This is a genomic window from Aeromonas sp. sif2416 (assembly GCF_019218665.1).
Lineage (GTDB): Bacteria > Pseudomonadota > Gammaproteobacteria > Enterobacterales > Aeromonadaceae > Aeromonas > Aeromonas encheleia.
This window is the reverse complement of the sequence record NZ_JAHUXC010000001.1, coordinates 116,412-138,942: the sequence shown is the minus strand read 5'-3', so window position 1 is coordinate 138,942 and position 22,531 is coordinate 116,412. Positions and strand designations below refer to the sequence as shown.

The 22,531-nt window shown below is 65.2% G+C and carries 19 protein-coding genes; 8 read left to right on the top strand and 11 right to left on the bottom strand.

Translation table 11 applies throughout. The annotated features are described in order from the left end of the window. Nucleotides 1–185: 185 nt before the first annotated feature. A complete protein-coding gene (locus tag KW821_RS00605; protein ID WP_218289898.1) occupies nucleotides 186–1,835 on the bottom strand; it encodes a sigma-54-dependent Fis family transcriptional regulator in 1,650 nt (549 codons plus the stop codon). A 262-nt stretch (nucleotides 1,836–2,097) separates the two neighbouring features. On the opposite strand from KW821_RS00605, the gene KW821_RS00600 reads away from it, so the two are divergent. Then, nucleotides 2,098–3,615 (top strand): aldehyde dehydrogenase family protein, encoded by a 1,518-nt coding sequence (locus KW821_RS00600; RefSeq protein WP_218289897.1) that lies wholly within the window; start codon nucleotides 2,098–2,100, stop codon nucleotides 3,613–3,615. Between the two features lie 90 nt (nucleotides 3,616–3,705). Here KW821_RS00600 and KW821_RS00595 read toward each other — a convergent pair whose 3' ends face one another. Next, nucleotides 3,706–4,500 carry a helix-turn-helix transcriptional regulator gene (locus tag KW821_RS00595; RefSeq protein WP_218289896.1) on the bottom strand — a complete coding sequence of 265 codons (795 nt, stop codon included), beginning with the start codon at nucleotides 4,498–4,500 and terminating at the stop codon, nucleotides 3,706–3,708. A 95-nt stretch (nucleotides 4,501–4,595) separates the two neighbouring features. Here KW821_RS00595 and KW821_RS00590 point away from each other — a divergent pair, with 95 nt between their 5' ends. Further along, a complete protein-coding gene (locus KW821_RS00590; RefSeq protein WP_218289895.1) occupies nucleotides 4,596–5,495 on the top strand; it encodes a DMT family transporter in 900 nt (299 codons plus the stop codon). 78 nt (nucleotides 5,496–5,573) lie between these two features. Here the strand turns inward: KW821_RS00590 and KW821_RS00585 are convergent, their stop codons facing one another. From KW821_RS00585 to KW821_RS00570, 4 genes are read right to left on the bottom strand one after another with little or no spacing between them, the layout of a single operon-like run. Continuing rightward, nucleotides 5,574–6,266, bottom strand: a complete 693-nt coding sequence (locus KW821_RS00585; protein ID WP_218289894.1) for a response regulator — start codon at nucleotides 6,264–6,266, stop codon at nucleotides 5,574–5,576. Between the two features lie 3 nt (nucleotides 6,267–6,269). Next, nucleotides 6,270–7,835 carry a sensor histidine kinase gene (locus KW821_RS00580; RefSeq protein WP_218289893.1) on the bottom strand — a complete coding sequence of 522 codons (1,566 nt, stop codon included), beginning with the start codon at nucleotides 7,833–7,835 and terminating at the stop codon, nucleotides 6,270–6,272. Nucleotides 7,836–7,852: 17 nt separating this feature from the next. Beyond that, a complete protein-coding gene (locus KW821_RS00575) occupies nucleotides 7,853–9,403 on the bottom strand; it encodes an NAD-dependent malic enzyme (protein WP_218289892.1) in 1,551 nt (516 codons plus the stop codon). 12 nt (nucleotides 9,404–9,415) lie between these two features. Continuing rightward, entirely contained in the window at nucleotides 9,416–10,726 is a 1,311-nt protein-coding gene (locus KW821_RS00570) for a 2-hydroxycarboxylate transporter family protein (protein WP_218289891.1), read from the bottom strand. A gap of 260 nt (nucleotides 10,727–10,986) precedes the next feature. On the opposite strand from KW821_RS00570, the gene slyA reads away from it, so the two are divergent. From slyA to KW821_RS00545, 5 genes are all read left to right on the top strand, one after another. Next, nucleotides 10,987–11,460 carry a transcriptional regulator SlyA gene (slyA, locus tag KW821_RS00565; RefSeq protein ID WP_218289890.1) on the top strand — a complete coding sequence of 158 codons (474 nt, stop codon included), beginning with the start codon at nucleotides 10,987–10,989 and terminating at the stop codon, nucleotides 11,458–11,460. Nucleotide 11,461: 1 nt separating this feature from the next. Continuing rightward, complete coding sequence (locus KW821_RS00560; protein ID WP_042654013.1) at nucleotides 11,462–12,517, top strand: HlyD family secretion protein; 1,056 nt, start codon at nucleotides 11,462–11,464, stop codon at nucleotides 12,515–12,517. 10 nt (nucleotides 12,518–12,527) lie between these two features. Continuing rightward, a complete protein-coding gene (locus tag KW821_RS00555) occupies nucleotides 12,528–13,556 on the top strand; it encodes a DUF2955 domain-containing protein (RefSeq protein ID WP_218289889.1) in 1,029 nt (342 codons plus the stop codon). Nucleotides 13,557–14,086: 530 nt separating this feature from the next. Beyond that, nucleotides 14,087–14,959: a beta-1,6-N-acetylglucosaminyltransferase gene (locus KW821_RS00550; protein ID WP_218289888.1), complete on the top strand. Its 873-nt coding sequence runs from the start codon at nucleotides 14,087–14,089 to the stop codon at nucleotides 14,957–14,959. A gap of 104 nt (nucleotides 14,960–15,063) precedes the next feature. After that, the gene (locus tag KW821_RS00545) at nucleotides 15,064–15,423 is read left to right on the top strand and encodes an MliC family protein (RefSeq protein WP_042654015.1); all 360 of its coding nucleotides are present in this window, start codon (nucleotides 15,064–15,066) and stop codon (nucleotides 15,421–15,423) included. Between the two features lie 42 nt (nucleotides 15,424–15,465). Here KW821_RS00545 and KW821_RS00540 read toward each other — a convergent pair whose 3' ends face one another. From KW821_RS00540 to nrdD, 4 genes are all read right to left on the bottom strand, one after another. Continuing rightward, a complete protein-coding gene (locus KW821_RS00540) occupies nucleotides 15,466–15,861 on the bottom strand; it encodes a TonB family protein (protein WP_218289887.1) in 396 nt (131 codons plus the stop codon). 166 nt (nucleotides 15,862–16,027) lie between these two features. Continuing rightward, nucleotides 16,028–16,198 (bottom strand): YqaE/Pmp3 family membrane protein, encoded by a 171-nt coding sequence (locus KW821_RS00535; RefSeq protein ID WP_042654017.1) that lies wholly within the window; start codon nucleotides 16,196–16,198, stop codon nucleotides 16,028–16,030. A 123-nt stretch (nucleotides 16,199–16,321) separates the two neighbouring features. Continuing rightward, a complete protein-coding gene (gene nrdG / locus KW821_RS00530; protein ID WP_218289886.1) occupies nucleotides 16,322–16,843 on the bottom strand; it encodes an anaerobic ribonucleoside-triphosphate reductase-activating protein in 522 nt (173 codons plus the stop codon). Between the two features lie 89 nt (nucleotides 16,844–16,932). After that, nucleotides 16,933–19,050 (bottom strand): anaerobic ribonucleoside-triphosphate reductase, encoded by a 2,118-nt coding sequence (nrdD, locus tag KW821_RS00525; protein ID WP_218289885.1) that lies wholly within the window; start codon nucleotides 19,048–19,050, stop codon nucleotides 16,933–16,935. A 431-nt stretch (nucleotides 19,051–19,481) separates the two neighbouring features. Here nrdD and KW821_RS00520 point away from each other — a divergent pair, with 431 nt between their 5' ends. Then, nucleotides 19,482–20,456 (top strand): ABC transporter substrate-binding protein, encoded by a 975-nt coding sequence (locus tag KW821_RS00520; protein ID WP_218289884.1) that lies wholly within the window; start codon nucleotides 19,482–19,484, stop codon nucleotides 20,454–20,456. Between the two features lie 60 nt (nucleotides 20,457–20,516). Here KW821_RS00520 and ligA read toward each other — a convergent pair whose 3' ends face one another. Further along, entirely contained in the window at nucleotides 20,517–22,523 is a 2,007-nt protein-coding gene (gene ligA, locus KW821_RS00515; protein WP_218289883.1) for an NAD-dependent DNA ligase LigA, read from the bottom strand. Nucleotides 22,524–22,531 lie beyond the last annotated feature (8 nt).

Here is a 22,531-nt window from a genome sequence, read left to right as displayed (position 1 = left end):
GCCGCTCCCAGACGCAGGGATAACCCTGCTTGAGTTCCGTTCGGAATCAGATCCATGCTCGGGGTGGGAGGGAGCGGGCCAACGTCTTGATATCTTTACCACAGAGCACTCCATGCTACGGAAAAATAAAGAGAAATCGTCTTGCGCCCCATAGTACACAAGGCGGGCAGGAAGCGATAGCGCCCTCAGCCGCCCGCTCGCAGCGTCCGGTAGAGGGTGGTGCGGCTGATGCCGAGTCGGCGCGCCGCCTCGCTCACGTTGCCGTCACACGCCGCCAGGGTCTGCTGCACCCGCAGCCGGTTTTGCTCCCTCAGGGTGACGGCCTCCCCCACACACTGGGCTCGCGACAGCGTCTGCTCCTCGGGCAGATGCAGGTGCGAGGGCAGGATGTTGCCCAGCCCTTCCGCCAGCACGCAGGCCACCTCCAGCACCTGCTTGAGCTGACGCACGTTGCCGGGCAGGGAGTGGGCCAGCAGCTGGCGCTCGGCGGCCTCATCGAGCCGCAACGCGGGATCCATCTCCCGCAGCAGGTGCAGGATCAGGGCCCTGCGCTCGGCCAGCGGTCGCGCCCGCAGCGGCGCAAGTGACTGGCGCCAGCCGCAGATGCGGTAGTAGAGATCCTCGCGAAAGGTGCCGGCCTGCACCATGGCGGCCAGATCCCGGTGGCTGGCGCTGACCAGCCAGAAGTCCACCGGCTCGGGTTTGTGGCTGCCGACCGGCGTGACGGCGCGCTCCTGCAACACCCGCAGCAACCGGGTCTGGGCCGACAGCGGCAGCTCGCCGATCTCGTCCAGCATCAGGATGCCGCCGTGGGCGGCGCGCAGATAGCCCTGACTGCCCTGGCTGCGGGCGCCGCTGAAGGCCCCGCCCACGTAGCCGAACAGCTCGGCCTCCACCAGCTCCGCCGGCAGGGCGCCGCAGTTGACGCACAGCAGCGCCTTGTCCCGTCGGCTCGACTGGCGGTGCAGGATGCGCACCAGGTGCTCCTTGCCGCTGCCGGTCTCCCCCTCGACGAGCAGGGAGATGCCCCGCTCCAGCATCTTGAGCGGCACCGACGCCGCCGTCTGACGAGGCGCCACGACGGGCGCGGGTTCGGGCGCCAGCCGCAGGCCACGGCGCTCGCGCAGCAGTTGTTGCCCATCGAAGGGGTACTGGCCGAGCCAGAGTCGCCCGGCCCGGTTCGCGCCGAGCAGTTCCCCCGCCTCCCCCAGCAGCAGCCGGGCAGACCAGAGGTTCTGGGGCTCCAGATCCACCAGCCAGCCCGGCTGGCGGGCCAGCAAGGCGTTCTCGAGCGTCATGGCCAGCAGCCGCACCGTGCCCAGCATGTCGCCGTCGTGGTGGGCCGCATCGGTGGAGATGTCGAGCACCCCGAGCAGACTGCCGTCCGGCCCGAGCAGCGGGCTGGCGCTGCAGCTGAGGAAGCTGTGCTGGGCGAAGAAGTGCTGGGCCCCCAGCACCTGCACCTCGCTCTGTTCGGCAAGCGCGGTGCCGATGGCGTTGGTGCCCTTGCTCGCCTCCCCCCAGCGGGCGCCGCTGCGCAGGAAGATGCGCTCGGCGTGGCGGGCGAAGCCATCATCGCCGCTGGCGGCCAGGATGGCGCCCTCGGCGTCACACAGCAGCAGCCGGCAGGGTCGCCCGGCCAGCAGCTGGGCAAACAGCGGCAACACGAAACGCTGGAAGCAGGCGACGAGCCCCTGGCTCGCCTCCAGCCGGGCCGACAGCTCCCCCTGGGGCAGCAAGTCCAGCTCGGTGCTCTGCTGGCGGCTGAGCCCCTGATGCAGGCAGCGCTGCCAGGAGCGTTGGATGGGGCCGGCAAATTGAGGTAACTCGATCATCACGCCTCCTGTTCATAAAGGGCACAGTGTCGCGGTCACTGTCCAGAAACGGCACAGGCTGGACGCCGCCACCGGGCTCACTGGTTAATCAAGATACGACGCCACACCCCGTTTGATAACGTTTTTGTAACTTTTATCGTGCTGGTCAGACCCTCTGGCATGACCCTTGCGATGGCTGATGGGTGATTGCGGCAGGGAACAGGCATGACAGCCGGAGTGCCCAGGCACAACCGATCAGGACCACACACATAAGGACGTCGAGATGATTTATACCGCCCCCGGCCAGGCAGGTGCCCTGGTCAGCTTCAAGTCCCGTTACGACAACTTCATCGGTGGCGACTGGGTCGCCCCCCGCGCCGGCCGCTACTTTGAGAACATCTCGCCGGTGGATGGCAAGGTGTTCTGCGAGGTGGCCCGCTCCGACGCCGCCGACATCGAACTGGCGCTGGATGCCGCCCACAAGGCGTTCGCCAGCTGGAGCAAGACCAGCGTCACCGAACGCAGCAACCTGCTGCTGCGCATCGCCGATCGCATCGAGCAGAACCTGGAGCGCCTCGCCGTCGCCGAGACCTGGGAGAACGGCAAGGCGGTGCGCGAGACCCTGGCCGCCGATCTGCCGCTGGTGGTGGATCACTTCCGCTACTTCGCCGGTTGCATCCGCGCCCAGGAGGGCTCGGCCGCCGAGCTGGATCAGAACACCGTCAGCTACCACTTCAAGGAGCCCATCGGGGTGGTCGGCCAGATCATCCCCTGGAACTTCCCGCTGCTGATGGCGACCTGGAAGCTGGCACCTGTGCTGGCGGCCGGTTGCTGCAGCGTACTCAAGCCCGCCGAGCAGACCCCGGTCACCATCATGCTGCTGATGGATCTCATCAAGGACATACTGCCCCCCGGCGTGGTCAACGTGGTCAATGGCTTCGGTGCCGAGGCGGGCCAGGCGCTGGCCACCAGCGACCGCATCCAGAAGCTCGCCTTCACCGGTTCGACCGAGATCGGTGCCCATATACTGCGCTGCGCCGCCGACAAGATGATCCCCTCCACCGTCGAGCTCGGCGGCAAGTCCCCCAACATCTATTTTGCCGATGTGATGAGCCACGAGAGCCAGTACATCGACAAGGCAGTAGAGGGCATGCTGATGACCTTCTTCAATCAGGGCGAGGTGTGCACCTGCCCCTCCCGCGCCCTGGTGCACGAGAAGATCTACGACGATTTCATGGAGCGAGTGCTGGCCCGCACCCGTGCCATAGTGCAGGGCAACCCGCTAGACACCGCGACCCAGGTGGGGGCCCAGGTCTCCCGCGAGCAGTACGACAAGATCCTGAGCTACATGGCGATAGGCCGGAACGAGGGGGCCAGGATGCTGATCGGCGGCAACGCCGCCAGGGTGAGCGGACTGGAGGGGGGCTTCTACATCCAGCCCACCATCTTCCACGGTCAGAACAAGATGCGGGTGTTCCAGGAAGAGATCTTCGGCCCGGCGCTCGGGGTCACCACCTTCAAGGACGAGGCGGAGGCGCTGGCCATCGCCAACGACACCCAGTACGGGCTGGGGGCGGGTCTGTGGACCCGGGACAGCAACCTGGCCTGGCGCATGGGCCGCGGCATCCAGGCCGGCCGGGTCTGGGTCAACTGCTACCACGCCTATCCGGCCCACGCCGCCTTCGGCGGTTACAAGAAGTCGGGGATAGGCCGCGAGACCCACAAGATGATGCTGGATCACTACCAGAACACCAAGAACCTGCTGGTGAGCCACGACATCAACCCGCTCGGCTTCTTCTAGGCGGGCAGTCGCTCATCTCAACCGACAAGGGCGCCTTAGGGCGCCCTCCCTTTATCCGTCGATCTCATCCCGACTGACGCCAGCCAGGGCTCAGCCCCCTGGCTGGGCTAGCTGCTGACGATAACGCTGGGGGGAGCAGCCCAGCTCCCGGTTGAACATGGCGATGAAGGCCGAGGTGGAGCCGTAGCCGAGCCGCCAGCCTATCTCCTGAATGGGCAGCTCCCCTTTGAGCCAGGCTAGCGCCTTGAGCAGCCGCAGCCGGGCCCGCCACTGACCGAAGTTCATGCCGAGCTCGCGCACGCAGCGCCGGGCCAGGGTGCGCTCGGTGCTGTGCAACTGCTCGGCCCACTGGGCCAGGGTGCGGGGATCGGCAGGATCGCTGCGCAGGGCCGCCAGCATGGGGGCCAGCAGCTTGTCCTGGCTCATCGGCAGGTAGCTCTCCTGGCAGCGAGTCCGGCTCAGTTTCTCCACCAGCAGCTCGGCCTGGCGCCTGTCCCACTCGTCCTCCATGTGCCCCAGCCGCCGATCGCAGAAATCCGCCAGCAGGGCCCGGATCAGCGGCGTCATCTCCAGCAGCCTGGGCTCGGTGGGCAGCCGGGCGGCCAGGCTGTCGTTGACATAGATGGAGGTGTAGTCGAGGGCCTGCTGGTTGTAGGAGGCGTGCTCCAGCCCGGCCGGCACCCAGATGAGGTAGTCCGCCGGGGCCAGCAGCCGCTGCTCGTCCAGCACTATCTCCATCACCCCCAGGCTTATCATGCTGAGCTGACCCCAGGGGTGGCTGTGGGAGGCGCAGGCGCTGTCGGCCTGGATCTGCTGATAGCGCAGGTAGAGCGGATTGGGCTCGGCCAGTTCGGCATCCTGGCGCTGATGGGGACGCGGCTGCATGGGTTGTCCTTTCTGCGGGATAGATTGTCAGTTTTACGTTACTTGCCAACAAAAAGACAAGAGTAGACTGATGGCCTGATGCTAAGGAGTCTTTAATGCGTATCTTCTCCCCCCTCCTGTTCCCCCTGATGGCGGTGCTGATCTGGGCCACCAACACCGTGGTCTCCAAGGCCGCGGCCGGTGTCGTCGATCCCGCCGCCATCTCGTTCTACCGCTGGGTGCTCGCCGCCCTGGCGCTCTCCCCCTTCTGCCTGCCGCAGCTGTGGCGCCGCCGCGCCGAGGTCCGCCTCTGGCTCGGCAAGCTGCTGGTGCTCTCCCTGCTCGGCATGGTGCTCTACCAGTGTCTGGCCTACTACGCCGCCCACAGCACCTCGGCCACCAACATGGGGGTGATAGGCTCATTGCTGCCGCTGCTCACCCTGCTGATCGGCGCCTGCTTCTTCGGCCAGCGGCCCGGCAAGCAGGCGCTGGGGGGCATGAGTGTCTCCCTGTTCGGGGTGTTCTGGCTGCTGAGTCAGGGCCAGCCCCTGGCGCTGCTGCACAACGGCATCAACCCGGGGGATGGCATGATGCTGCTGGGGGCGGCCAGCTATGCGCTCTATGGCCTGCTGATCCGCCGCTGGCAGCTGCCGTTCGGCCCCTGGCTCAACCTCTATGTGCAGATCCTGCTGGCGGTGCTGCTGCTCATCCCGGTCGCCCTCAGCGCCGACTCGCTGGCGGTGCCGCGGGAAGGCTGGAGCATGGTGCTGTTCGCCGGGCTGGCCTCCTCCCTGCTGGCGGCCTACTGCTGGATGCGCGGCCTGGCCAGCCTCGGGCCTGAGCGCACCTCGGTGTTCATGAACCTGATCCCGCTGATCACCGCCATGATCGCGGTCAGCAGCCTGGGGGAGCCCATCCACGGCTATCACCTGCTGGGTGGCGGCCTGATCCTGGGGGGTGTCATGTGCTCCCAGTTCAAACCGAGACGGCGCGCGCCCCAGCTGGAAGGGGCCTGATCCCCGGCCGCACAAGGGTGCAGGATGCAGATAAACAACAAGGGAGCCGAGGCTCCCTTGTTGTTTATCCTGCTCGCCTCAACCGGGGCGGCGCCAGTGATAACGCCGCTCGGGGCGGCCGCGCTGGCCGTAGTTGAGATCCACATCCAGCTTGTCTTCTGACTCCAGAAACTCCAGATAACGGCGCGCCGTGGTGCGGCTGAGCGACAGGCGCAGCGCCACCGTATCGGTGGAGAAGGCCTGGTCCGGCTCCCCCGCCAGCAGCTCCAGCACCTGGCGCAGGGTGATGGCATCTATGCCCTTGGGGGTATCGCGCACCTCCCGCGGCTGAATGCGGCCCTTGCCCATCAGGCGGTCGAGATCGCTCTGCTCCAGCAGGCCGCGCTCGCACAGGCGCCGGTGCAGGGTCAGGATCTCGTCCAGGCTCTGCTGGATGCGAAACAGCCGCAGCGGCTTGATGATGTAATCCTGCACCCCCAGGTTGAGGGCCTGCTGTATGGTCTCCACGTCGCAGGAGGCGGTCACCATGACCACATAGACCTCGCGATTGTGGCTGCGCAGCCGGTTCACCCACTCCAGGCCGGAGCCATCTGGCAGGGAGATATCCACCACCAGCAGCTGGGGCTCGGTGGCGCGCATCATGAGATCGGCCTGGGCCAGGCTCTCTGCCCGGCCCAGCAGGGAGTAACCCGGGGTCGAGGAGATCAGCTCGGCCAGGATGGCGCCGATCCGCTCGTCATCCTCGATAACAAGAGTGAAAATTGGCTTCATCGCTCACACCAATTGGTTTTTATTCAAATAGATACCGAACAATGTCGTCTGCTCGGCGGTGCGTCGCCATTCTATCACACCCCCACGGCGGGCCACCGTCTTCTTGACCAGAAAGAGACCTACGCCGTGATCGCCGATCTGGCGGCTGACGCCGTAGTCGAACAGGTGATCCGCCAGCGCCTCGTCCACTCCCTCGCCGCTGTCCTCCACCTCGATCACCAGCCGCCGCCCGAAGTCGTCGACGGAGAGCAGCACCCGGGGCGGGCACTGCTGGCGATTGGCCCAGGCGGCGCGGATGCCGTTGTCCAGCAGGTTGCCGAGGCAGGTGATGAGATCCGCCGATATCTCGGCCGAGTACTCCCCGAGCGCCGAGCCGGGATCCAGCACCAGCTCGACCCCCAGCTCCCGCGCCCGGCTGAACTTGCCGAGGATGAGCCCGGCCACCGGCTTGTTCTCGATGGAACGCAGCAGATCCTGCAGCATGGTCTGACAGGCCTCGTTCTCCTGCTGGATCAGCTCCACCGCCTCGTCCACGTGACCGAGCTGCAGCAGGCCGGAGAGGCTGCTCAGCTTGTTGGCAAACTCGTGGGTCTGGATCCGCAGCATCTCGGCATACTGACGCAGGTGAGTCACCTGCATCCCCAGACTGCCGGTGCCATCCGGTCGGCTGAAGATCAGCATGCGGCCCGGCTCGCGACCGCTGAGATCCTGCCAGTGACCGACGAAGGCCTCCCCCTGCACGGTGAAGTTCACCCCCCCCTGCTGGTTCAGGGCGGGCAACAGGCTGGGGGCCAGCTCGGCCAGGGATTGCCCCAGCAGGGCATGGCGGCCGGTACCCGGCAGCCGCAACTGGTAGAAGGCCGCGCTGTTGAGCATCTTGATGCGATGGTTGCCATCGAGGGCCACTATCCCCTCCGAGATGCCCTCCAGCACCAGATCCTGCTGGGCGAAGCGGTTGACTATGGTCTCCGGCTCCAGATCCAGCAGGGTGCGCCGCAGCCGGTGCTGCAACCAGAACGCCAGCAGCAGGCCGCAGCCCAGCACGGCGCCGATGGCGCTGATGAGCAGGGCGATCCGCTCAAGGTAGATGCCCTCCACCGTCTGCATCAGGTAGCCCACCGCCACCGCGCCTATGGCGCGCCCGTCCGCTCCTATGACCGGCGAGAAGCAGCGGATGGCCGGGCCGAGGGTGCCCGCATCCTTGGAACAGTAGCTGCGCAGCTCATTGATCACCGGCCAGATGTCCTCACCGCGGAAGGTCCCGCCGACCAGCTCGGGGGAGGGGTGGCTCAAGCGGCGGGCATGTTCGTCGGTCACCACCATGTAGGCGGCATCGGTGCGGCTGCAGATCCCCTGCACATAGTCGCGCAGGCCGGGATCGCGGCCCTGCTGCAGGGCCTGCACCACCCGGGTGTCCGCCGCCAGCACCCGCGCCAGATCGCTGCCCTTCTCCTGCAGGTTGCTCTCCAGCAGGTGGCGAATGAAGAGGGCGAGCAGGCCCCCCAGGATCACGATCAGCAGCAGTGACAGCCCGAGGGAGAGGGTGACCAGTTGGTGGCGCAGTTTCATCGATTAACCTTGCAGCGTCAGGAGGCGGACCAATAGTGCGGGCGCCACCAGGTCTGGTCAATAAGCGGCGCGGGATCGCCGCTGAAATCGGCAAGCCCCTCGTCCCGGGCGCAGAGCGCCACCGCCCTGGCCACGGCGCGGGCCACCTCTCCCACCTGCTCGATGGGAGGCAGCAGCCGCCCCTCCGCCAGCGGATAGGCACCCACCGCCCGCACCGCCGCCTGCAACATGCCATCGCTGATGCGGCGCGCCTTGACGGCGCAGGCACCGAGGCCGATGCCGGGGAAGACGTAGACGTTGTTGCACTGGGAGACCACCCGCGCCTCACCTGCTACCTCGACCGGGGCGAAGGGGCTACCGGTGGCGAGCAGGGCGCGCCCGGCGGTGGCCTGCCACACCTGGGCCGGCGTCGCCTCGGCGCTGCGGGTCGGGTTGGAGAGCGGCAGTATCACCGGTCGCTCGCACACCGCGCCCATGGCGCCGAGTACCTGCTCGGTGAAGAGGCCACCCTGGCCGCTCACCCCGATCAGCACCCCGGGGCGCAGCCGCGTTATGAGCTCGGGCAGGGAGGCGCAGGCCTCCTCCGCCGGGCGGGCGAAGGGTCGCTGGGACGGCGTCAGGTTGGCTCTGTCCAGGCAGACCAGGCCGTCCTGATCGAACAGTTGCACCCCCTCAGGGTTGCCCGCCAGCTGGGCCAGCATGGCGGCGATGCCGCAGCCCGCCGAACCCGCGCCGACGATCAGCACCGGGGTATCGGCAAGCGTGCTGCCGGCCTGCTGCAGACCCGCCAGCACGCAGGCGGAGGCGACCGCCGCCGTGCCCTGGATATCGTCGTTGAACATGCACAGCTCGTCTCTATAACGGGCCAGCAGGTTGGCGGCGTGCTTGCCGGCGAAGTCCTCGAACTGCAACACCACCTGGGGCCAGCGCCGGCGAATGGCCGCCACCACCTTGTCCATGAAGTGGTAGTAAGGCTCCCCATCCACCCGTGGCGCCTGCCAGCCGAGGTAGGAGTCATCCTCCAGCAGCTCCGGGTTGTTGGTGCCCACATCCACGCACAGCGGCAGGGTGCGGGCCGGGTTGATGCCGCCGGCGGCGGAGTAGAGCGCCAGCTTGCCGATGCAGATCCCCATGCCGCCGATGCCGAGATCGCCGAGCCCCAGCACCCGTTCCCCGTCGGAGATGACGATGACGTCCACCTCCTGCTCCACCGCGGCGAAGATGTCGTCGAGATCGTCCCTGTCGTGCCAGGAGAGGTAGAGACCGTGGCTGCGCAGGTAGAGATCGCTGTGGCGCTGGCAGGCCTCACCCACCACCGGGGTGTAGATGATGGGCAGCAGCTCCGGCAGGTGGTGGCGCACCAGATCGTAGAACAGCACCGGGTTGTCCTCCTGCAGCTGGCGCAGCAGCAGGTGCTGATCGAAGGGGCTCTGCATGGCCGAGACCAGGCGGTAGATGCGGCGGCGCTGCTGGGAGAGTGACTCCTCCTTGTGGGGCATGCGCCCCATCAGGCCCTGTCGCTTGCGTTCGGCATAGGGCAGGCTGGTGCCCATCATGATGTCGTTCATTGTCGATTCCTTTTATGCCAGCAGCGAGATGAGCAGGGTGGCCAGGATCAACATCACGGCCCCCCCGAGACGGGAAGAGATCTGGGCGAACGGCATCAGCTTCATGCGCTGGGCCGCCGACAGCACGGCCACGTCGCCGGTGCCCCCCATGTTGGCCATGCACAGGCCGCCGGTGATGGCCGCCTCTATGGGATAGAAGCCGATCATCCGCCCCACGATGGCCGCCCCCAGGGCCCCACCGACGACGGTGACCAGCACCATGATGAAGTAGTTGACCGAGAAGGCACCGATAAGCTCGGGGATGCTGGTGTAGGCGACGCCTATGCCCACCAGCAGGGAGGGGGTGAGGTTGCTCACCACGAACTGGTACCAGTCGGCGGCCGCCTGCTCGTAACGGCGCGGCAGCACGCCGCTCACCTTGATGATGGCCACCGCCAGGATCATCAGGGCGAAGGGGTGCATGGGGATGAAGTTGCCGAGCAGGGAGCCCAGCACGAACATGCTGGAGCTGATGAAGAGCCCGAGGCCGAGGCTCTCCAGGGTCGGAGCCTGGACCTTCTCGTCGGCCACGCTCTCGCCGCTCTCCTTGATCATCAGCTTGCCGTTGCCAGTCAGGGAGGGATAACGGCGGCCGAGGCGGGCCAGCATGGTGCCCACCAGGATGGCCAGGGTGTTGGCGATCACCACCGCCGGCACCATGCGTGACAGCAGATCGGCGCTGGACATCTGCAGCGGGCCAGAGAGGATCTCCACCAGCGGCACGGCGCCGGCGCCCATGCCGCCACCCATGATGGGCAGGCCGATGAGCAGCACCGCATTCTTAAAGCCGTAGCCCAGCAGGGAGCCGACCAGGCCGACGCTGAGCAGCGCCAGGGCCACGCCCCCCAGGATCACCGGCAAGTAACGCATGGCGGCGTTTTTCAGCAGGGCGCCGCTCATGCCAAACACCGAGCCGGTCACCAGGCTGGCGATGAAGAAGTTGAGGAAGCCCCCCTCCTTCATGAAGCCGATGATCACCTGGCCCGCCTCGACCGGCAGGACCCGGTACTCAAACAGCGCGGCGCCGCCGAAGATGGCGAGTATGGTGCCGCCCCCCAGGTATTCGCGGATGGGGGTGATGCGCTCGCCGAGCTCGGTCAGCAGGGTGCCGAGCACGAACATCAGCGCCAGGGCGCCGACCATGCCGAGCGGCAGGGAGCCGTTCCAGCCGGAGAAGAGGACGCAGGTGGCCAGTCCGAGGAAGATCATCATGGGCATGCCGGCGATCTGTTGGTCGCTCCAGGCGACCTTGGCTTGTGCTTGGGGGGTAGAGAGGTTTTTCATTGTTATGCTCCAGCGTGTGGTGTGGCGCTACTCTAGTGATCCCCCCCGGCGCTGTCGGTTAGCAGGCTTGCAAAGCCATATAAAAACATTGAAACCTTAAGCACCATTCAGCACCGGACGCCGGCCCCGCCAAATGCCCTCGCCACCGCCTCTTTCTTGTGCCTCTCGCCGCCGCAACCTTAATGTGAGCTGAATCACGCTTTACTTAGCCTGCTAAATAAATATAATGCTTAGCAGGCTAAGTATATGAGGTGTCTGCCATGAAAAAGGATCTGGAGATGTTGCGCGAGTTGTCCCTCGCCGAGCAACTGGGGCGGCTGCACCGCTTGTGGCGCACCGTGGCCGACATCGAGCTGGCCCCACTTGGGCTCACCCATCCGCGCTGGACCGCGCTCTGGAAGCTGAGCCGCCTCGGCGGCCACCTCAGCCAGAAGACCCTGGCCGAGGCCCTCGAGATAGAGCTGCCCTCCCTGATGCGCACCCTGGGTCAGCTGGAAGAGCAGGCCCTGATCGAGCGCCACTGCTGCAGCCAGGACAAGCGCGCCCGCATCGTCACCCTGACCCCGGCGGGCAAGGCGCTGCTCGATCAGATCGAGGATCGCATCATGGGGATACGCCATGAGCTGCTCAGCGGCATCAGCCAGCAGGTGCTGGCGCAGTTTGAAGAGACAGTGCACCGCATTTCCGCCAATGCCCTCGGCAAGATTGGCGCCCCGCAGGAAGAGAGAGAATAAGATGACCCCGGATCAACAATTCAAACGCTGGATCAAGTGGTCCATCCTGTGCTTCATCCTGGTGTTCGGCTACTTCCTGCTGGCCGACATCAAGATGCCGCTCACCCCGCAGGCCATGGCCACCCGGGTCGTCACCAGGATGGCGCCCCAGGTCAGCGGCAAGGTGGTCGAGGTCGCGGTGGCGAACAACCAGCACGTCAAACAGGGAGATCTGCTGTTCGTGCTGGATCCCGCACCGTTCGAACTCGCGGTCGAGCAGGCCCGGCTCGCCCTGGCTCAGGCCGAGCAACAGAATCGCCAGCTGGATGCGACCCTGAACGCCACCGCCGCCGACTACAGCTCGCTGCAGACCCAGACCGCCCAGAAACAGCGGGAGGCCGAGCGCATCGATGCCCTCTATCGTCGCCACATGGTGTCCGAGCAGCAGAAAGATGACGCGGACAGCGCCGCCCGCACCGCCCGGGCCAACCTGCTGGCCAGCCAGGCCCGCATGGAGCAGGCCAGGGTCAATCGTGGCCTGGCCGGTGACGACAACCTGCTGCTGCGCCAGGCGCGCAACCGCCTCGCCCAGGCCGAGCTCAACCTCACCTACAGCCAGGTCCATGCGAGCCAGGATGGCATCATCACCAACCTGCAGCTCAAGCCGGGCAGCGTGGCCAGCGCGGGGGCGCCCCTGCTGGCCCTGGTCTCGGAGCAGGTGGACGTGATCGCCGATTTTCGCGAGAAGAGCCTGCGCCATGTCAGCCCCGGCAGCCAGGCCCTGATCGCCTTCGACGGTGAGCCAGGTCGCCTCTATGCCGCCCGGGTCTCCAGCCTGGATGCCGGGGTCAGCGCCGGCCAGTTCGATGCCAACGGCCTCTTGGCCAACCCCATCGAATCGGATCGCTGGGTGCGTGATGCCCAGCGCCTGCGCCTGCATCTGGCCCTCGAGCAGCTGCCCGCCCATCTGCCGGCCGGGGCTCGCGCCACCGTCCAGCTGCTGCCGGACAACGCCCTCACCGCCCTGCTGGCACGCGGCCAGATCCGCCTGCTCAGCCTGCTGCACTACATCTACTGAGATGACGGCCATGAACCTGTGGCACAGGCCCCTCACCGCCAACGAGCTGCGCCAGTGCCTGCGCATCGCCTTTGGCTGCACCCTGGGTTTCGTGCTCTGCAAGATCTTCGGCTGGAGCAACGGGGTCTTCTTCACCGTCACCCCTGTGTTGCTGCTGGGGATGATACCGGTGATGAACGGTCACGCCGCCCGCCAGCTCATCGCCTCCGCCGCGTCGTGCGGGCTGGAGGTCGGCCTGCTCGGCGGCCTGTTCGGCGGCCATCCCGGCCTGATGATCCCCATCGTCTTCCTGCTGTTCCTCTACCGTTTCGCCGCCATGTCCCGCGGCAGCCTGTTCCTGTTCGGCGCCAACGGCGTGCTGAGCCTCAGCATCATGCTGCACTTTGCCAGCTACCCCGGGACAGACCTGAACGATCTGATCTTCAGCAACCTGTGGGCCAGCGTCCTGTCGGTGCTCATCGCCTACCTGATGACGGCCCTGATCCCGGATGTGGAGGAGAGGCCCAAACCCGCCGCCTCTCCCAAGGCCCCGCACCGGATGCGGCACGAGGCGCTGCTCGGCGCCAGCATCGCCACCCTCTCATTTCTGGTATTCCAGCTGTTCGATCTGCGCGACTCCATGTCCGCCCAGGCGACCACCCTGCTGGTCCTGTTCCCCATGCACTGGGACGGTGCCCTCAGCTATGCCCGCAAGCGCGCCATGGGCACCCTGCTCGGGGTGAGTTTCGGCATCCTGGGCCAGCTGGTGCTGTACGACTGGTCCGGTTTGCTGCTGCTGGTCGCCCCCCTGCTCTGGCTCGGGGCCATGCTGTTCAGCCATGCCCATGTGAAGGAGGCCAGCGGCTCCGGGGTCGGCTTCGGCGCCCTCACCACCCTCGGCATCCTGTTTGGCCAGTACCTGACCCCGGGCAACGATCTGGTGTTCAGCGCCCTGTACCGGGTGAGCAGCATTATGTTCGCCATCGTCGTCACCCTGCTGGCCTGCTACCTCATTCACCGCCTGCTCAACCGCTTCGAGGCGACCCGCTTCGGTTATTGACCCCTTTTCTGCAGCCAAAGGATGGCTCCCTTTCGCCCCGCTATGCCTACCGGGGCGTTTTTTTGCGTCCTGTGCGCTGGCCGGGCCATAGGCTTGTGGTACCGAGAGACTGCGCTCCGTCTGGGAGGTGCCGGGGCGGGATGTCGGGGCCACATGTGGACTCCATTGAATGGTATTTCTGCGGTACCGGCGATATATGACGAACCTGGCCCGAACCGTGCTACTGTGGCGCCTCACTCACCGGCCGATTGCGCTCTGCACCTGATGACAGGTTTGTCATGCAAAAGAGTCGCCAGCCAGGGCAGCCCTTGCCCACCCCTCACCCTCAACCCGACGTCGCCGGACCCGCTGTATTGACCCGATGCCATAAGGCGCATCCCTCCCTGCCGCAGCCTGTTCTCACTGTTGTTATCTGCTATCCACTCTTTTTTACTGCGACAGCGGCCATCCCGACGGGAACCAGCTTCAAGCCATCCGCCTGAGGCACTTTCTGTTTGGCGCAGCCCTGCCGCCAACACAGGACACCTGCCATGATTGCCTACCTCATTCTGGTTCATCGCTATCCCGACCAGTTCAAGCGCCTGTTCAAGGCGATTTACCACGACAGCAACCACTACCTGATCCACGTGGACAAGCGCTCGGGTCCCGAGTTGCAACAGGAGATCGCCGACTTCCTTGCCGATTACCCCAACGCCGCCATGCTACCCAGCAAGAATGCACTCTGGGGCGGCTACAGCCTGGTGGATGCGGAGCTGCGCGGCATAGCGGCGCTGCTGGAGCAGAACAAGGAGTGGGAGTTCTTCATCAATCTGAGCGCCCAGGACTTCCCGCTGCGCTCCCAGCACGACATTCACGACTTCCTGCGCGATCACAAGGGCAAGGATTTTCTCAAGGTCGCGGATCAGCGCCAGCACCGACCGGACACCCTGCACCGCATCGATCACTATGTGACCGAGACCGCCCGGGAATTGGTGTGCGAGCCGGTGAAGACCCGCCCCTACCTGGAGGGGGTGACCCCCTACATTGGCAATCAGTGGATGATCCTGAGCCGGGCCTTCTGCGAGTTCGTCAGCCACAGCCCTGAGGTCGATCGTTTCAAGGATTTCTACCGCCACACCCTGATCGCCGACGAGGGCTTCTTCCAGACGGTGATCATGAACACCAGCTATCAGGGCCAGATAGTCAACGATGACAAGCGAGCCATCGACTGGATCCCCATGGGCGACATCAAGCTGCGCCCGCGCGACTACACGGTGCATGACGCAGACGCCCTGCAGCAAAGCGATCACCTGTTCGCCCGCAAGTTTGATGAGACCATCGACAGCGACATCCTGGATATTCTGGAGCGCGCCATGATGTGTCCCCTCGCCACACCGGCTATCCGCCAGCCAGTGCCGGCCTGACTATCCATCCGGACACATACCGACGCGGTCAGCACTCTTCGAGATTGCGACGCTGGCTCAAGCTGTTAGGCTCAAGTCCATATGACACCAAGGGGAGCTACAACATGAAACAGATCAACCTATTCCTGCTGAGCCTGGGTGCCCTGACCCTGCTCGGGGGCTGCGAGCGCGGTGCCGGCGGCCTGGGGGTGACCGGCGGCGATCCGGTCAGCTATCTGTGTGAACAGAACCAGAAGGTGCAGGTGCGCTACTTCTCGCTCTCGGACGAGAGCCTGAACTTCATCAAGCTGTCCCTGCCCAACGGCAAGGACTACACCCTGCCACAGGCGGTCTCCGCCTCCGGTGCCCGCTATACCGATGATCATGAGGTGGTCTGGTGGAACAAGGGGAAGGAGGGCTTCGTGGAGATGCGCGACAAGGATGGCGAGTGGCAGAGCCTCTACAACGACTGTAAACAACAATAAAGTGACCCCGGCCTGGCCGGGGTCTGTTTTATCACCCAGAGATCAGTTGATCTCGATTTCGAAGCGGTTGACCACCTGTACCGGGTGAGCATCCGGATTGCCCTCTGCCGGGCTATAACGGAGCCGGGACAGAGTCGCCAGCGCACTCTGCTCCAGCTCACCGGGTGGCTCTGCCGCCACCACTTCCGGCTTGGTCGGCATGCCATTGGAGTCAATCAGATAGCGCACCTCCACATAGCCCTTGACCGGCTTGGCAGGCCGCCGTACCGGTTCATCATCACCGAAGAATGAACGCTGGTTCTCCTGGATCCAGTAATGGGACAGCTGCTCGAGCGGGATCACTATAGGTGCGCGATCGAGTGCCGCCTCCGGTCGGGATGAGCACCCCTGCAACAACGCCAACACCAGTCCTGACCAGACTGCGACTTTCCATTTCATGCAAGGCTCCTTGTTCTCTCTGCTGGGCTCAGCGGCCGTCACGACCCGCCCCTGTCGGTCAGTCGCCCATCCTAACGAAAAAGTATCCGTTTGAAAATCAGCAAGCGGACCAACCCCGAGCGGTTGACCCGTTATCACCCAGCTTGCTCATCCGTGAGCCGTGGTGTCAGGCACGCTTGTCGCTGACCACCAGCCAGAGTGCGTGCACCATGCCGGGCAGGCCGCCGAGCAGGGTCAACACTATGTTGAGAAAGAAATGCAGGCTGAAACCCACCTGGATAAAGGCACAGACCGGGGGCAGGAAGATGGCCAGCAGGATCTTGAGCAGATTGTTCATCTCATGGTTCCTCATGAAAGATGTCGCGTGATTCGGATGGGCTAACCATAAACAGCCTTGCCTGCAACTGCAAACCCGACGGGGATCCTTTCCCTCGTTTCTTCCCTGGCGTTGAGCCAGGGTTCAGCTGGCTGCGGTCAGCGTCACGCAGGGGATCCATTCTTCCATACTCTCCCGCCAGGCGTTGAGATCGTGGATCTGCTGGTTGCTGCTGCCACGCCAGAGCAGGCCGGGATCCGCCAGCTCCCGCACGAACTTGCCGTCGACCAGCACGTCCAGCAGGGCCACCAGCTCACGCTGGGCTGCCGACAGCTCGCCGAGCAGATAGCCGGTCCAGCACCAGATGTCCTTGCCCGGGCACTCGGCCCGCACCCGCTTCACCAGCGCCAGCACAGAGGGCACGTTGGCCGGATGCAACGGATCACCGCCGGAGAGCGACAGGCCACGGCGCTTGATGCGGCTGTCGTTGAGATCCTTGATGATGCGATCGCTCATGGCCTGGTCGAACGGCGTGCCGCCATCGAGCCGCCAGGTGGCCTGGTTGTAGCAACCGGGGCACTGGTGCTCGCAGCCCGCCACGAACAGGGTGGCACGGGTGCCGGGGCCGTTGATCACATCGACCGGGTAGTACTGGTGGTAGTGCATCCTCTCTCCTCAGCCCCTGCACGGGCGCCAGATCCGCCAATAAAAATGGCTCCCTCATCAGGAGCCATCTCGTCGCTCAGCCGTTCGTCTTACATGTGCTTGACGCGGCGCTTGACCTCTTCCTGCTTGCCCGCGTTGAAGGGGCGCGCATCCGGGCTGCCGAGGTAGCCGCACACCCGGCGGGTCACCGACACCTTGGCGGGATCGTGGTTGCCGCAGCGTGGGCAGGTGAAGCCCTTGGAGGTACACTCGAACTCGCCGGTGAAGCCGCAGTCGTAGCACTCGTCGATGGGGGTGTTGGTGCCGTAATAGGGCACCCTGTCATAGCTGTAGTCCCAGACGTTTTCGAGCGCTTCCAGGTTGTGCTGGATGTTGGGGTACTCGCCGTAGCAGATGAAGCCGCCGCTGGCGATGGGCGGATAGGCCGCCTCGAAGTCCAGCTTGTCGTAGGGGTTGACCTGCTTCTCCACGTCGAGGTGGAAACTGTTGGTGTAGTAACCCTTGTCGGTCACCCCGGCCACCACGCCAAACTCCTTGGCGTCGATGCGGCAGAAGCGGGTGCAGAGGTTCTCGCTCGGGGTGGAGTAGAGGCTGAAGCCGTAGCCGGTCTCCTCTTTCCACTCGTCGGTCGCCGCCTTGAGCCGCGCTATGATGGCGATAGCCTTCTGGCGCAGCGCCTCGCTGTCAAACAGATGGGTGTCGGTGCCGAACAGGGCGTTGATGGTCTCGTGCACCCCTATGTAGCCGAGCGAGATGGAGGCGCGGCCATGTTTAAAGATCTCGCTGACGTTGTCGTCGGCCTTGAGCCGCACGCCGCAGGCGCCCTCCATGTAGAGGATGGGGGCGACCCGCGCCTTGACGCCATCGAGTCGCTCGATGCGATACATCAGCGCCTGCTTGGCGACCCGCAGCGCCGCATCCAGCTTGTCCCAAAAGTCCGCCTCATCGCGGGACTTCAGGGCGATGCGCGGCAGGTTGAGGCTTACCACCCCGATGTTGTTGCGCCCCTCGTGGACAAGCTCGCCATTCTCTTCGTAGGCGCCGAGGAAGGAGCGGCAGCCCATGGGAGTCTTGAAGGAGCCGGTCACCTTGACCACCTGATCATGGTTGAGGATGTCCGGGTACATCCGCCTGGAGGCGCACTCCAGCGCCAGCCGCTTGATGTCGTAGTTGGGATCCCCCGGCTTGTGGTTGAGGCCATCCTTGATGGCGAACACCAGCTTCGGGAACACCGCCGTCTTCCTGTTCTTGCCAAGGCCCGCGATGCGGTTGCCGAGGATGGCGCGCTGGATGAGGCGGGATTCCCAGCTGTCGCCGAGGCCGAAGCCGAAGGTGACGAAGGGCGTCTGGCCGTTGGCGGTGTGCAGGGTGTTGACCTCGTACTCCAGCGACTGGAAGGCGTCGTGACACTCCTTCTCGGTGCGGGCCATGGCGTAGGCGTCCACATCGCTGATGCCCCACTCCTCGGCCACCTCCCGGTGTTTCTGCCAGCTGATGGTCACATAGGGCGCCAGCACCTCGTCGATACGGTTGATGGTGGTGCCGCCATAGATGTGACTCGCCACCTGGGCGATGATCTGGGCGGTCACGGCAGTGGCGGTGCTGATGGATTTCGGGGTGTCGATCTCCGCGTTGCCCATCTTGAAGCCGTGGGTCAGCATGCCCTGCAGATCGATCAGCATGCAGTTGAACATGGGGAAGAAGGGGGAGTAGTCGAGATCGTGGAAGTGCAGATCGCCGCGCTCATGGGCCTGCACCACCTCGCGGGGCAGCATGTGGCTGGTGGCGTAGTGCTTGGCGACGATGCCGGCCAGCAGATCCCGCTGGGTCGGTATCACCTTGGAATCCTTGTTGGCGTTCTCGTTGAGCAGGGCCGCGTTGGTCTGCTCCACCAGGCCGCGGATCTCCTGGGCCAGCCGACCGCGCGCCTCGCGGGCCAGATCCCTGTCGTGGCGATACTCGATGTAGGCACGGGCGATCGCCTTGTCGTCGGAGGCCATCAGATGGTTCTCGACCCGGTTCTGGATCTCGTGAATGTCGACCTCGCCCCGCCCTTCCAACTCCAGGCTGACGGCGCTGGCAACCCGCTCGCCCAGCGCCGGATTGGCCTGGCTGACCGCTGCCGCCGCTCGGCTCACCGCCTCGGCAATCAGCTGGGCATCGAATGGTGCGCGACATCCATCACGTTTGATCACAACCGGTTTCATGCGTTTTCCCCGTTTTAAAGGCCAGGCTGTCGCCTTCGGCTTACCTTGTTTGGTACCCTTCCCCGCGCCTCGTCCTGGGCGCAAATAAATTCAGCCGAGGCTTGACCAGCCTGGGCTGACGATGAGAAGAGAACAGCTTATACACAGCTTAACAACACAACATATAGGTGTTTTTAATGAATGCATCCCTATATGTGGTGTCTATTAGGCACCAAAGCGCGGCCTCATTTCTTGATCCACATCAGGTTTTGAGAGGAGTGGGGCAGTTCACAACCAGCACCAAAAGAGCCTCATTAAAGCCACCCCAGACGGGGGGCGGGCTGGCGTCCGATCACCCCCCTATGGGGATGGCGTAGCCATCCGACAACAATTGACGAAGGCATACCAGTGGCAAAGCGCACATACTGGGTGCAGTGTCCTGCCAACGGGAAATGAACGTGACCAAGGTGTTGCTACTGCTAGCCCTTCTCCCTCTCCCCCTCCGGGCCGCCGAGATATTGGTGATCAGCAGCTATCACCCCGCCAACCTGTGGGATCAGAGCTACAACACCAGCCTGCAGGAGCACCTCAAGGGCGCCCATCACCTCAGTCACTTCTATCTGGACAGCAAGCGCCAACCCCGCCAGGAGGTGGAGCAGAGCACCGCCAGGGCGATGAGTGCCTACCGGCAACTCAAGCCGGATCTGGTGGTGCTCGGCGACGACAATGCCATCAACGCCCTCGCCCGGCCGATCGCGGCCCAGGGCACCCCTGTGGTGTTCCTCGGCATGAACGAGAATCCCCGCCACAAGGGGCTGGTCGGTCACCCCCAGATCACCGGGGTGCTGGAACGCCCCCTGCTCAAGCGCAACATCAGCGAGATGAGCCAGCTGATGGGGGGGCTGGGCAAGGCGCTGGTGCTGTTCGATGCGAGCGAGGTGTCGCGCACCGCCATCGAGGATGAGTTCACGACCCCAAATGAGCAGCGGGTCGGCCAGACCAGGGTCAACAGCCAGCAGATCGACGACTACCGGCGCTGGCAGGAGGTGGTGCTCGCCAGCCGACAGAACGGCTATGAGGCGCTCTTCATCGGCCTCTACCACACCCTGACCGATGAACGGGGAGTCCATGTGAGCGAGAAACAGGTGCTGACATGGACCAGCCAGCATAGCCCGGTGCCGCTGTTCTCCTTCTGGGAGTTCTCGGTCGGCAAGGGCGGGGCCATCGGCGGCCTGGTGCTCAACGGCCATGCCCAGGGGGAGAAGGCCGCCGAGCTGGTCAACGCCATCCTGGAGGGTACCACCCCCGAATCCCTCTCCCCGCGCGCGGCCCTGCGCGGTGAATACGTGTTCAGCCGGGAGGAGCTGGCGCGCTGGCAACTCAGGGTGCCACCCAAGTGGCAGGAGAAGGCCCAATGGCTGGAGTGAGCCCAGAAACAACAAACCCGGCCTGATGGCCGGGTTTGTTGCTCGGTGATTCACCTCGACTCAAGGCTGGATCGCCGCCTGCAACTCCTCTTCGGTCCAGACGGTGATGCCGAGCTCCTGCGCCTTGGCGAGCTTGGAGCCTGCGGCTTCGCCGGCCACCAGCACGTCGGTCTTGGCGGAGACCGAGCCCGCCACCTTGGCCCCCAGCGCCTGCAAGGCCGCCTTGGCATCGTTGCGTGACAGGGTGGTCAGGGTGCCGGTCAGCACGAAGGTCTTGCCGGCGAAGGGTTGCTCGGCGGCGGCCTTCTTCTCGATGGCCGGCCAGTGGATGCCGGCCGCCAGCAGGGCGTCGAGCACCTCGATGTTGTGCGGCTGGCGCAGGAAGTAGTAGACATGCTTGGCCACCACCTCCCCCACGTCCGCCACCGTCAGCAGCTGCTCCACCGAGGCGGCGCGCAGGGCATCCAGGGTGAGGAAGTGGTTGGCGAGGTTGAGGGCGGTCGCCTCCCCCACCTCGCGGATGCCGAGGGCAAACAGGAAGCGCGGCAGTGTGGTGCTGCGCGCCGCATCGATGGCCGCCACCAGGTTGAGCGCGGATTTCGGCCCCATCCGCTCCAGCCCGGCGAGCTGGATGGCAGTCAGGCTGAACAAGTCGGCCGGGGTCTTCACCAGCCCCTTGTCCACCAGCTGCTCCACTATCTTGTCCCCCAGGCCATCCACGTCCATGGCGCGGCGTGCGGCGAAGTGCTTGATCGCCTCCTTGCGCTGCGCCTCGCAGAACAGGCCGCCGGAGCAGCGGGTCACCACCTCCCCCTCCAGCCGCTCCACCGCCGAACCACAGACCGGGCACTGGGTGGGGAACAGGATCTTCCGAGCATCCGCGGGGCGCTGGGCCTCCACCACCGCTACTATCTGCGGGATCACGTCCCCCGCCCGACGCACGATCACGGTATCGCCGATCATGACGCCGAGCCGTTCGATCTCGTCGGCATTGTGCAGGGTGGCGTTGGAGACGGTGACGCCGCCGACAAACACGGGTTTGAGCTTGGCGACCGGGGTCACGGCACCGGTGCGGCCGACCTGGAACTCGACGTTCTCCAGCAGGGTCATCTCCTCCTCTGCCGGGAACTTGTGCGCCGTGGCCCAGCGCGGGGCGCGCGCCACGAAGCCAAGCTCCTCCTGCAGGGGGATGGCGTCGACCTTGTAGACCACGCCGTCGATCTCGTAGGGCAGCTCGCCACGGCGGGCCAGGATGTCGTCATGGAACGCCTGACAGCCGGCGGCACCCTCCTTGAGCTTCACCTCGGCGCTCATGGGCAGGCCCCACTCCTTGAGCTGGCACAGCCGCCCGAAGTGGGAATCCCCCAGCAGCTCGCCGCCCACCCCGACCCCGTAGGCATAGAAGCTCAGAGGACGGCTGGCGGTGATGCGGGAATCGAGCTGGCGCAGGCTGCCTGCCGCGGCGTTGCGCGGGTTGACGAACACCTTCTCGCCGGCGGCCAGCGCCTTCTCGTTCATCGCCGCGAAACCGGCCTTGGGCATGAATACCTCGCCGCGCACCTCCAGCCGGGCGGGCCAGCCGCTGCCCCGCAGGGTGAGCGGGATGGCCTTGATGGTGCGCACGTTGTCGGTGATCTCCTCACCGGTGGCACCATCCCCCCGGGTCGCCGCCTGCACCAGCTGGCCCTCCACGTAGAGCAGGCTGACCGCCAGGCCATCCAGCTTGGGCTCGCAGCAGAAGCTGAAACTCAGCTCGCGCTTGAGCCTATCCCTCATGCGCTGCTCGAAGGCCTGCAGCTCCTCGCTGCTGAACACGTTGTCCAGACTCAGCATGGGGATCTCGTGGCGCACCTGCCGGAAGGCAGACAACGGCTGGCCGCCGACCCGGACACTGGGTGAGGCCGGGGTTTTCAACTCGGGATGCTCGGCCTCCAGCGCAATCAATTCGCGCATCAGCCGATCGTATTCGGCGTCCGGCACGGTGGGATTGTCCAGCACATAGTACTGATGACCATATTCGATCAGCAGCTCACACAGTTGACGGTGGCGGGAGAGGATTTCGCTCATGGAGAAGT

Excerpts from the sequence above, each read along its gene's own strand:
- KW821_RS00595 (WP_218289896.1), bottom strand. The coding sequence starts at position 4,500 with ATGCAGCCGCGTCCCCATCAGCGCCAGGATGCCGAACTGGCCGAGCCC.
- KW821_RS00545 (WP_042654015.1), top strand. The coding sequence starts at position 15,064 with ATGAAACAGATCAACCTATTCCTGCTGAGCCTGGGTGCCCTGACCCTG.
- KW821_RS00575 (WP_218289892.1), bottom strand. The coding sequence starts at position 9,403 with ATGAACGACATCATGATGGGCACCAGCCTGCCCTATGCCGAACGCAAG.
- KW821_RS00580 (WP_218289893.1), bottom strand. The coding sequence starts at position 7,835 with ATGAAACTGCGCCACCAACTGGTCACCCTCTCCCTCGGGCTGTCACTG.
- KW821_RS00600 (WP_218289897.1), top strand. The coding sequence starts at position 2,098 with ATGATTTATACCGCCCCCGGCCAGGCAGGTGCCCTGGTCAGCTTCAAG.
- ligA (WP_218289883.1), bottom strand. The coding sequence starts at position 22,523 with ATGAGCGAAATCCTCTCCCGCCACCGTCAACTGTGTGAGCTGCTGATC.
- KW821_RS00570 (WP_218289891.1), bottom strand. The coding sequence starts at position 10,726 with ATGAAAAACCTCTCTACCCCCCAAGCACAAGCCAAGGTCGCCTGGAGC.
- slyA (WP_218289890.1), top strand. The coding sequence starts at position 10,987 with ATGAAAAAGGATCTGGAGATGTTGCGCGAGTTGTCCCTCGCCGAGCAA.
- nrdG (WP_218289886.1), bottom strand. The coding sequence starts at position 16,843 with ATGCACTACCACCAGTACTACCCGGTCGATGTGATCAACGGCCCCGGC.
- KW821_RS00605 (WP_218289898.1), bottom strand. The coding sequence starts at position 1,835 with ATGATCGAGTTACCTCAATTTGCCGGCCCCATCCAACGCTCCTGGCAG.
- KW821_RS00555 (WP_218289889.1), top strand. The coding sequence starts at position 12,528 with ATGAACCTGTGGCACAGGCCCCTCACCGCCAACGAGCTGCGCCAGTGC.
- KW821_RS00550 (WP_218289888.1), top strand. The coding sequence starts at position 14,087 with ATGATTGCCTACCTCATTCTGGTTCATCGCTATCCCGACCAGTTCAAG.
- KW821_RS00540 (WP_218289887.1), bottom strand. The coding sequence starts at position 15,861 with ATGAAATGGAAAGTCGCAGTCTGGTCAGGACTGGTGTTGGCGTTGTTG.
- nrdD (WP_218289885.1), bottom strand. The coding sequence starts at position 19,050 with ATGAAACCGGTTGTGATCAAACGTGATGGATGTCGCGCACCATTCGAT.
- KW821_RS00535 (WP_042654017.1), bottom strand. The coding sequence starts at position 16,198 with ATGAACAATCTGCTCAAGATCCTGCTGGCCATCTTCCTGCCCCCGGTC.
- KW821_RS00590 (WP_218289895.1), top strand. The coding sequence starts at position 4,596 with ATGCGTATCTTCTCCCCCCTCCTGTTCCCCCTGATGGCGGTGCTGATC.
- KW821_RS00585 (WP_218289894.1), bottom strand. The coding sequence starts at position 6,266 with ATGAAGCCAATTTTCACTCTTGTTATCGAGGATGACGAGCGGATCGGC.
- KW821_RS00520 (WP_218289884.1), top strand. The coding sequence starts at position 19,482 with ATGAACGTGACCAAGGTGTTGCTACTGCTAGCCCTTCTCCCTCTCCCC.
- KW821_RS00560 (WP_042654013.1), top strand. The coding sequence starts at position 11,462 with ATGACCCCGGATCAACAATTCAAACGCTGGATCAAGTGGTCCATCCTG.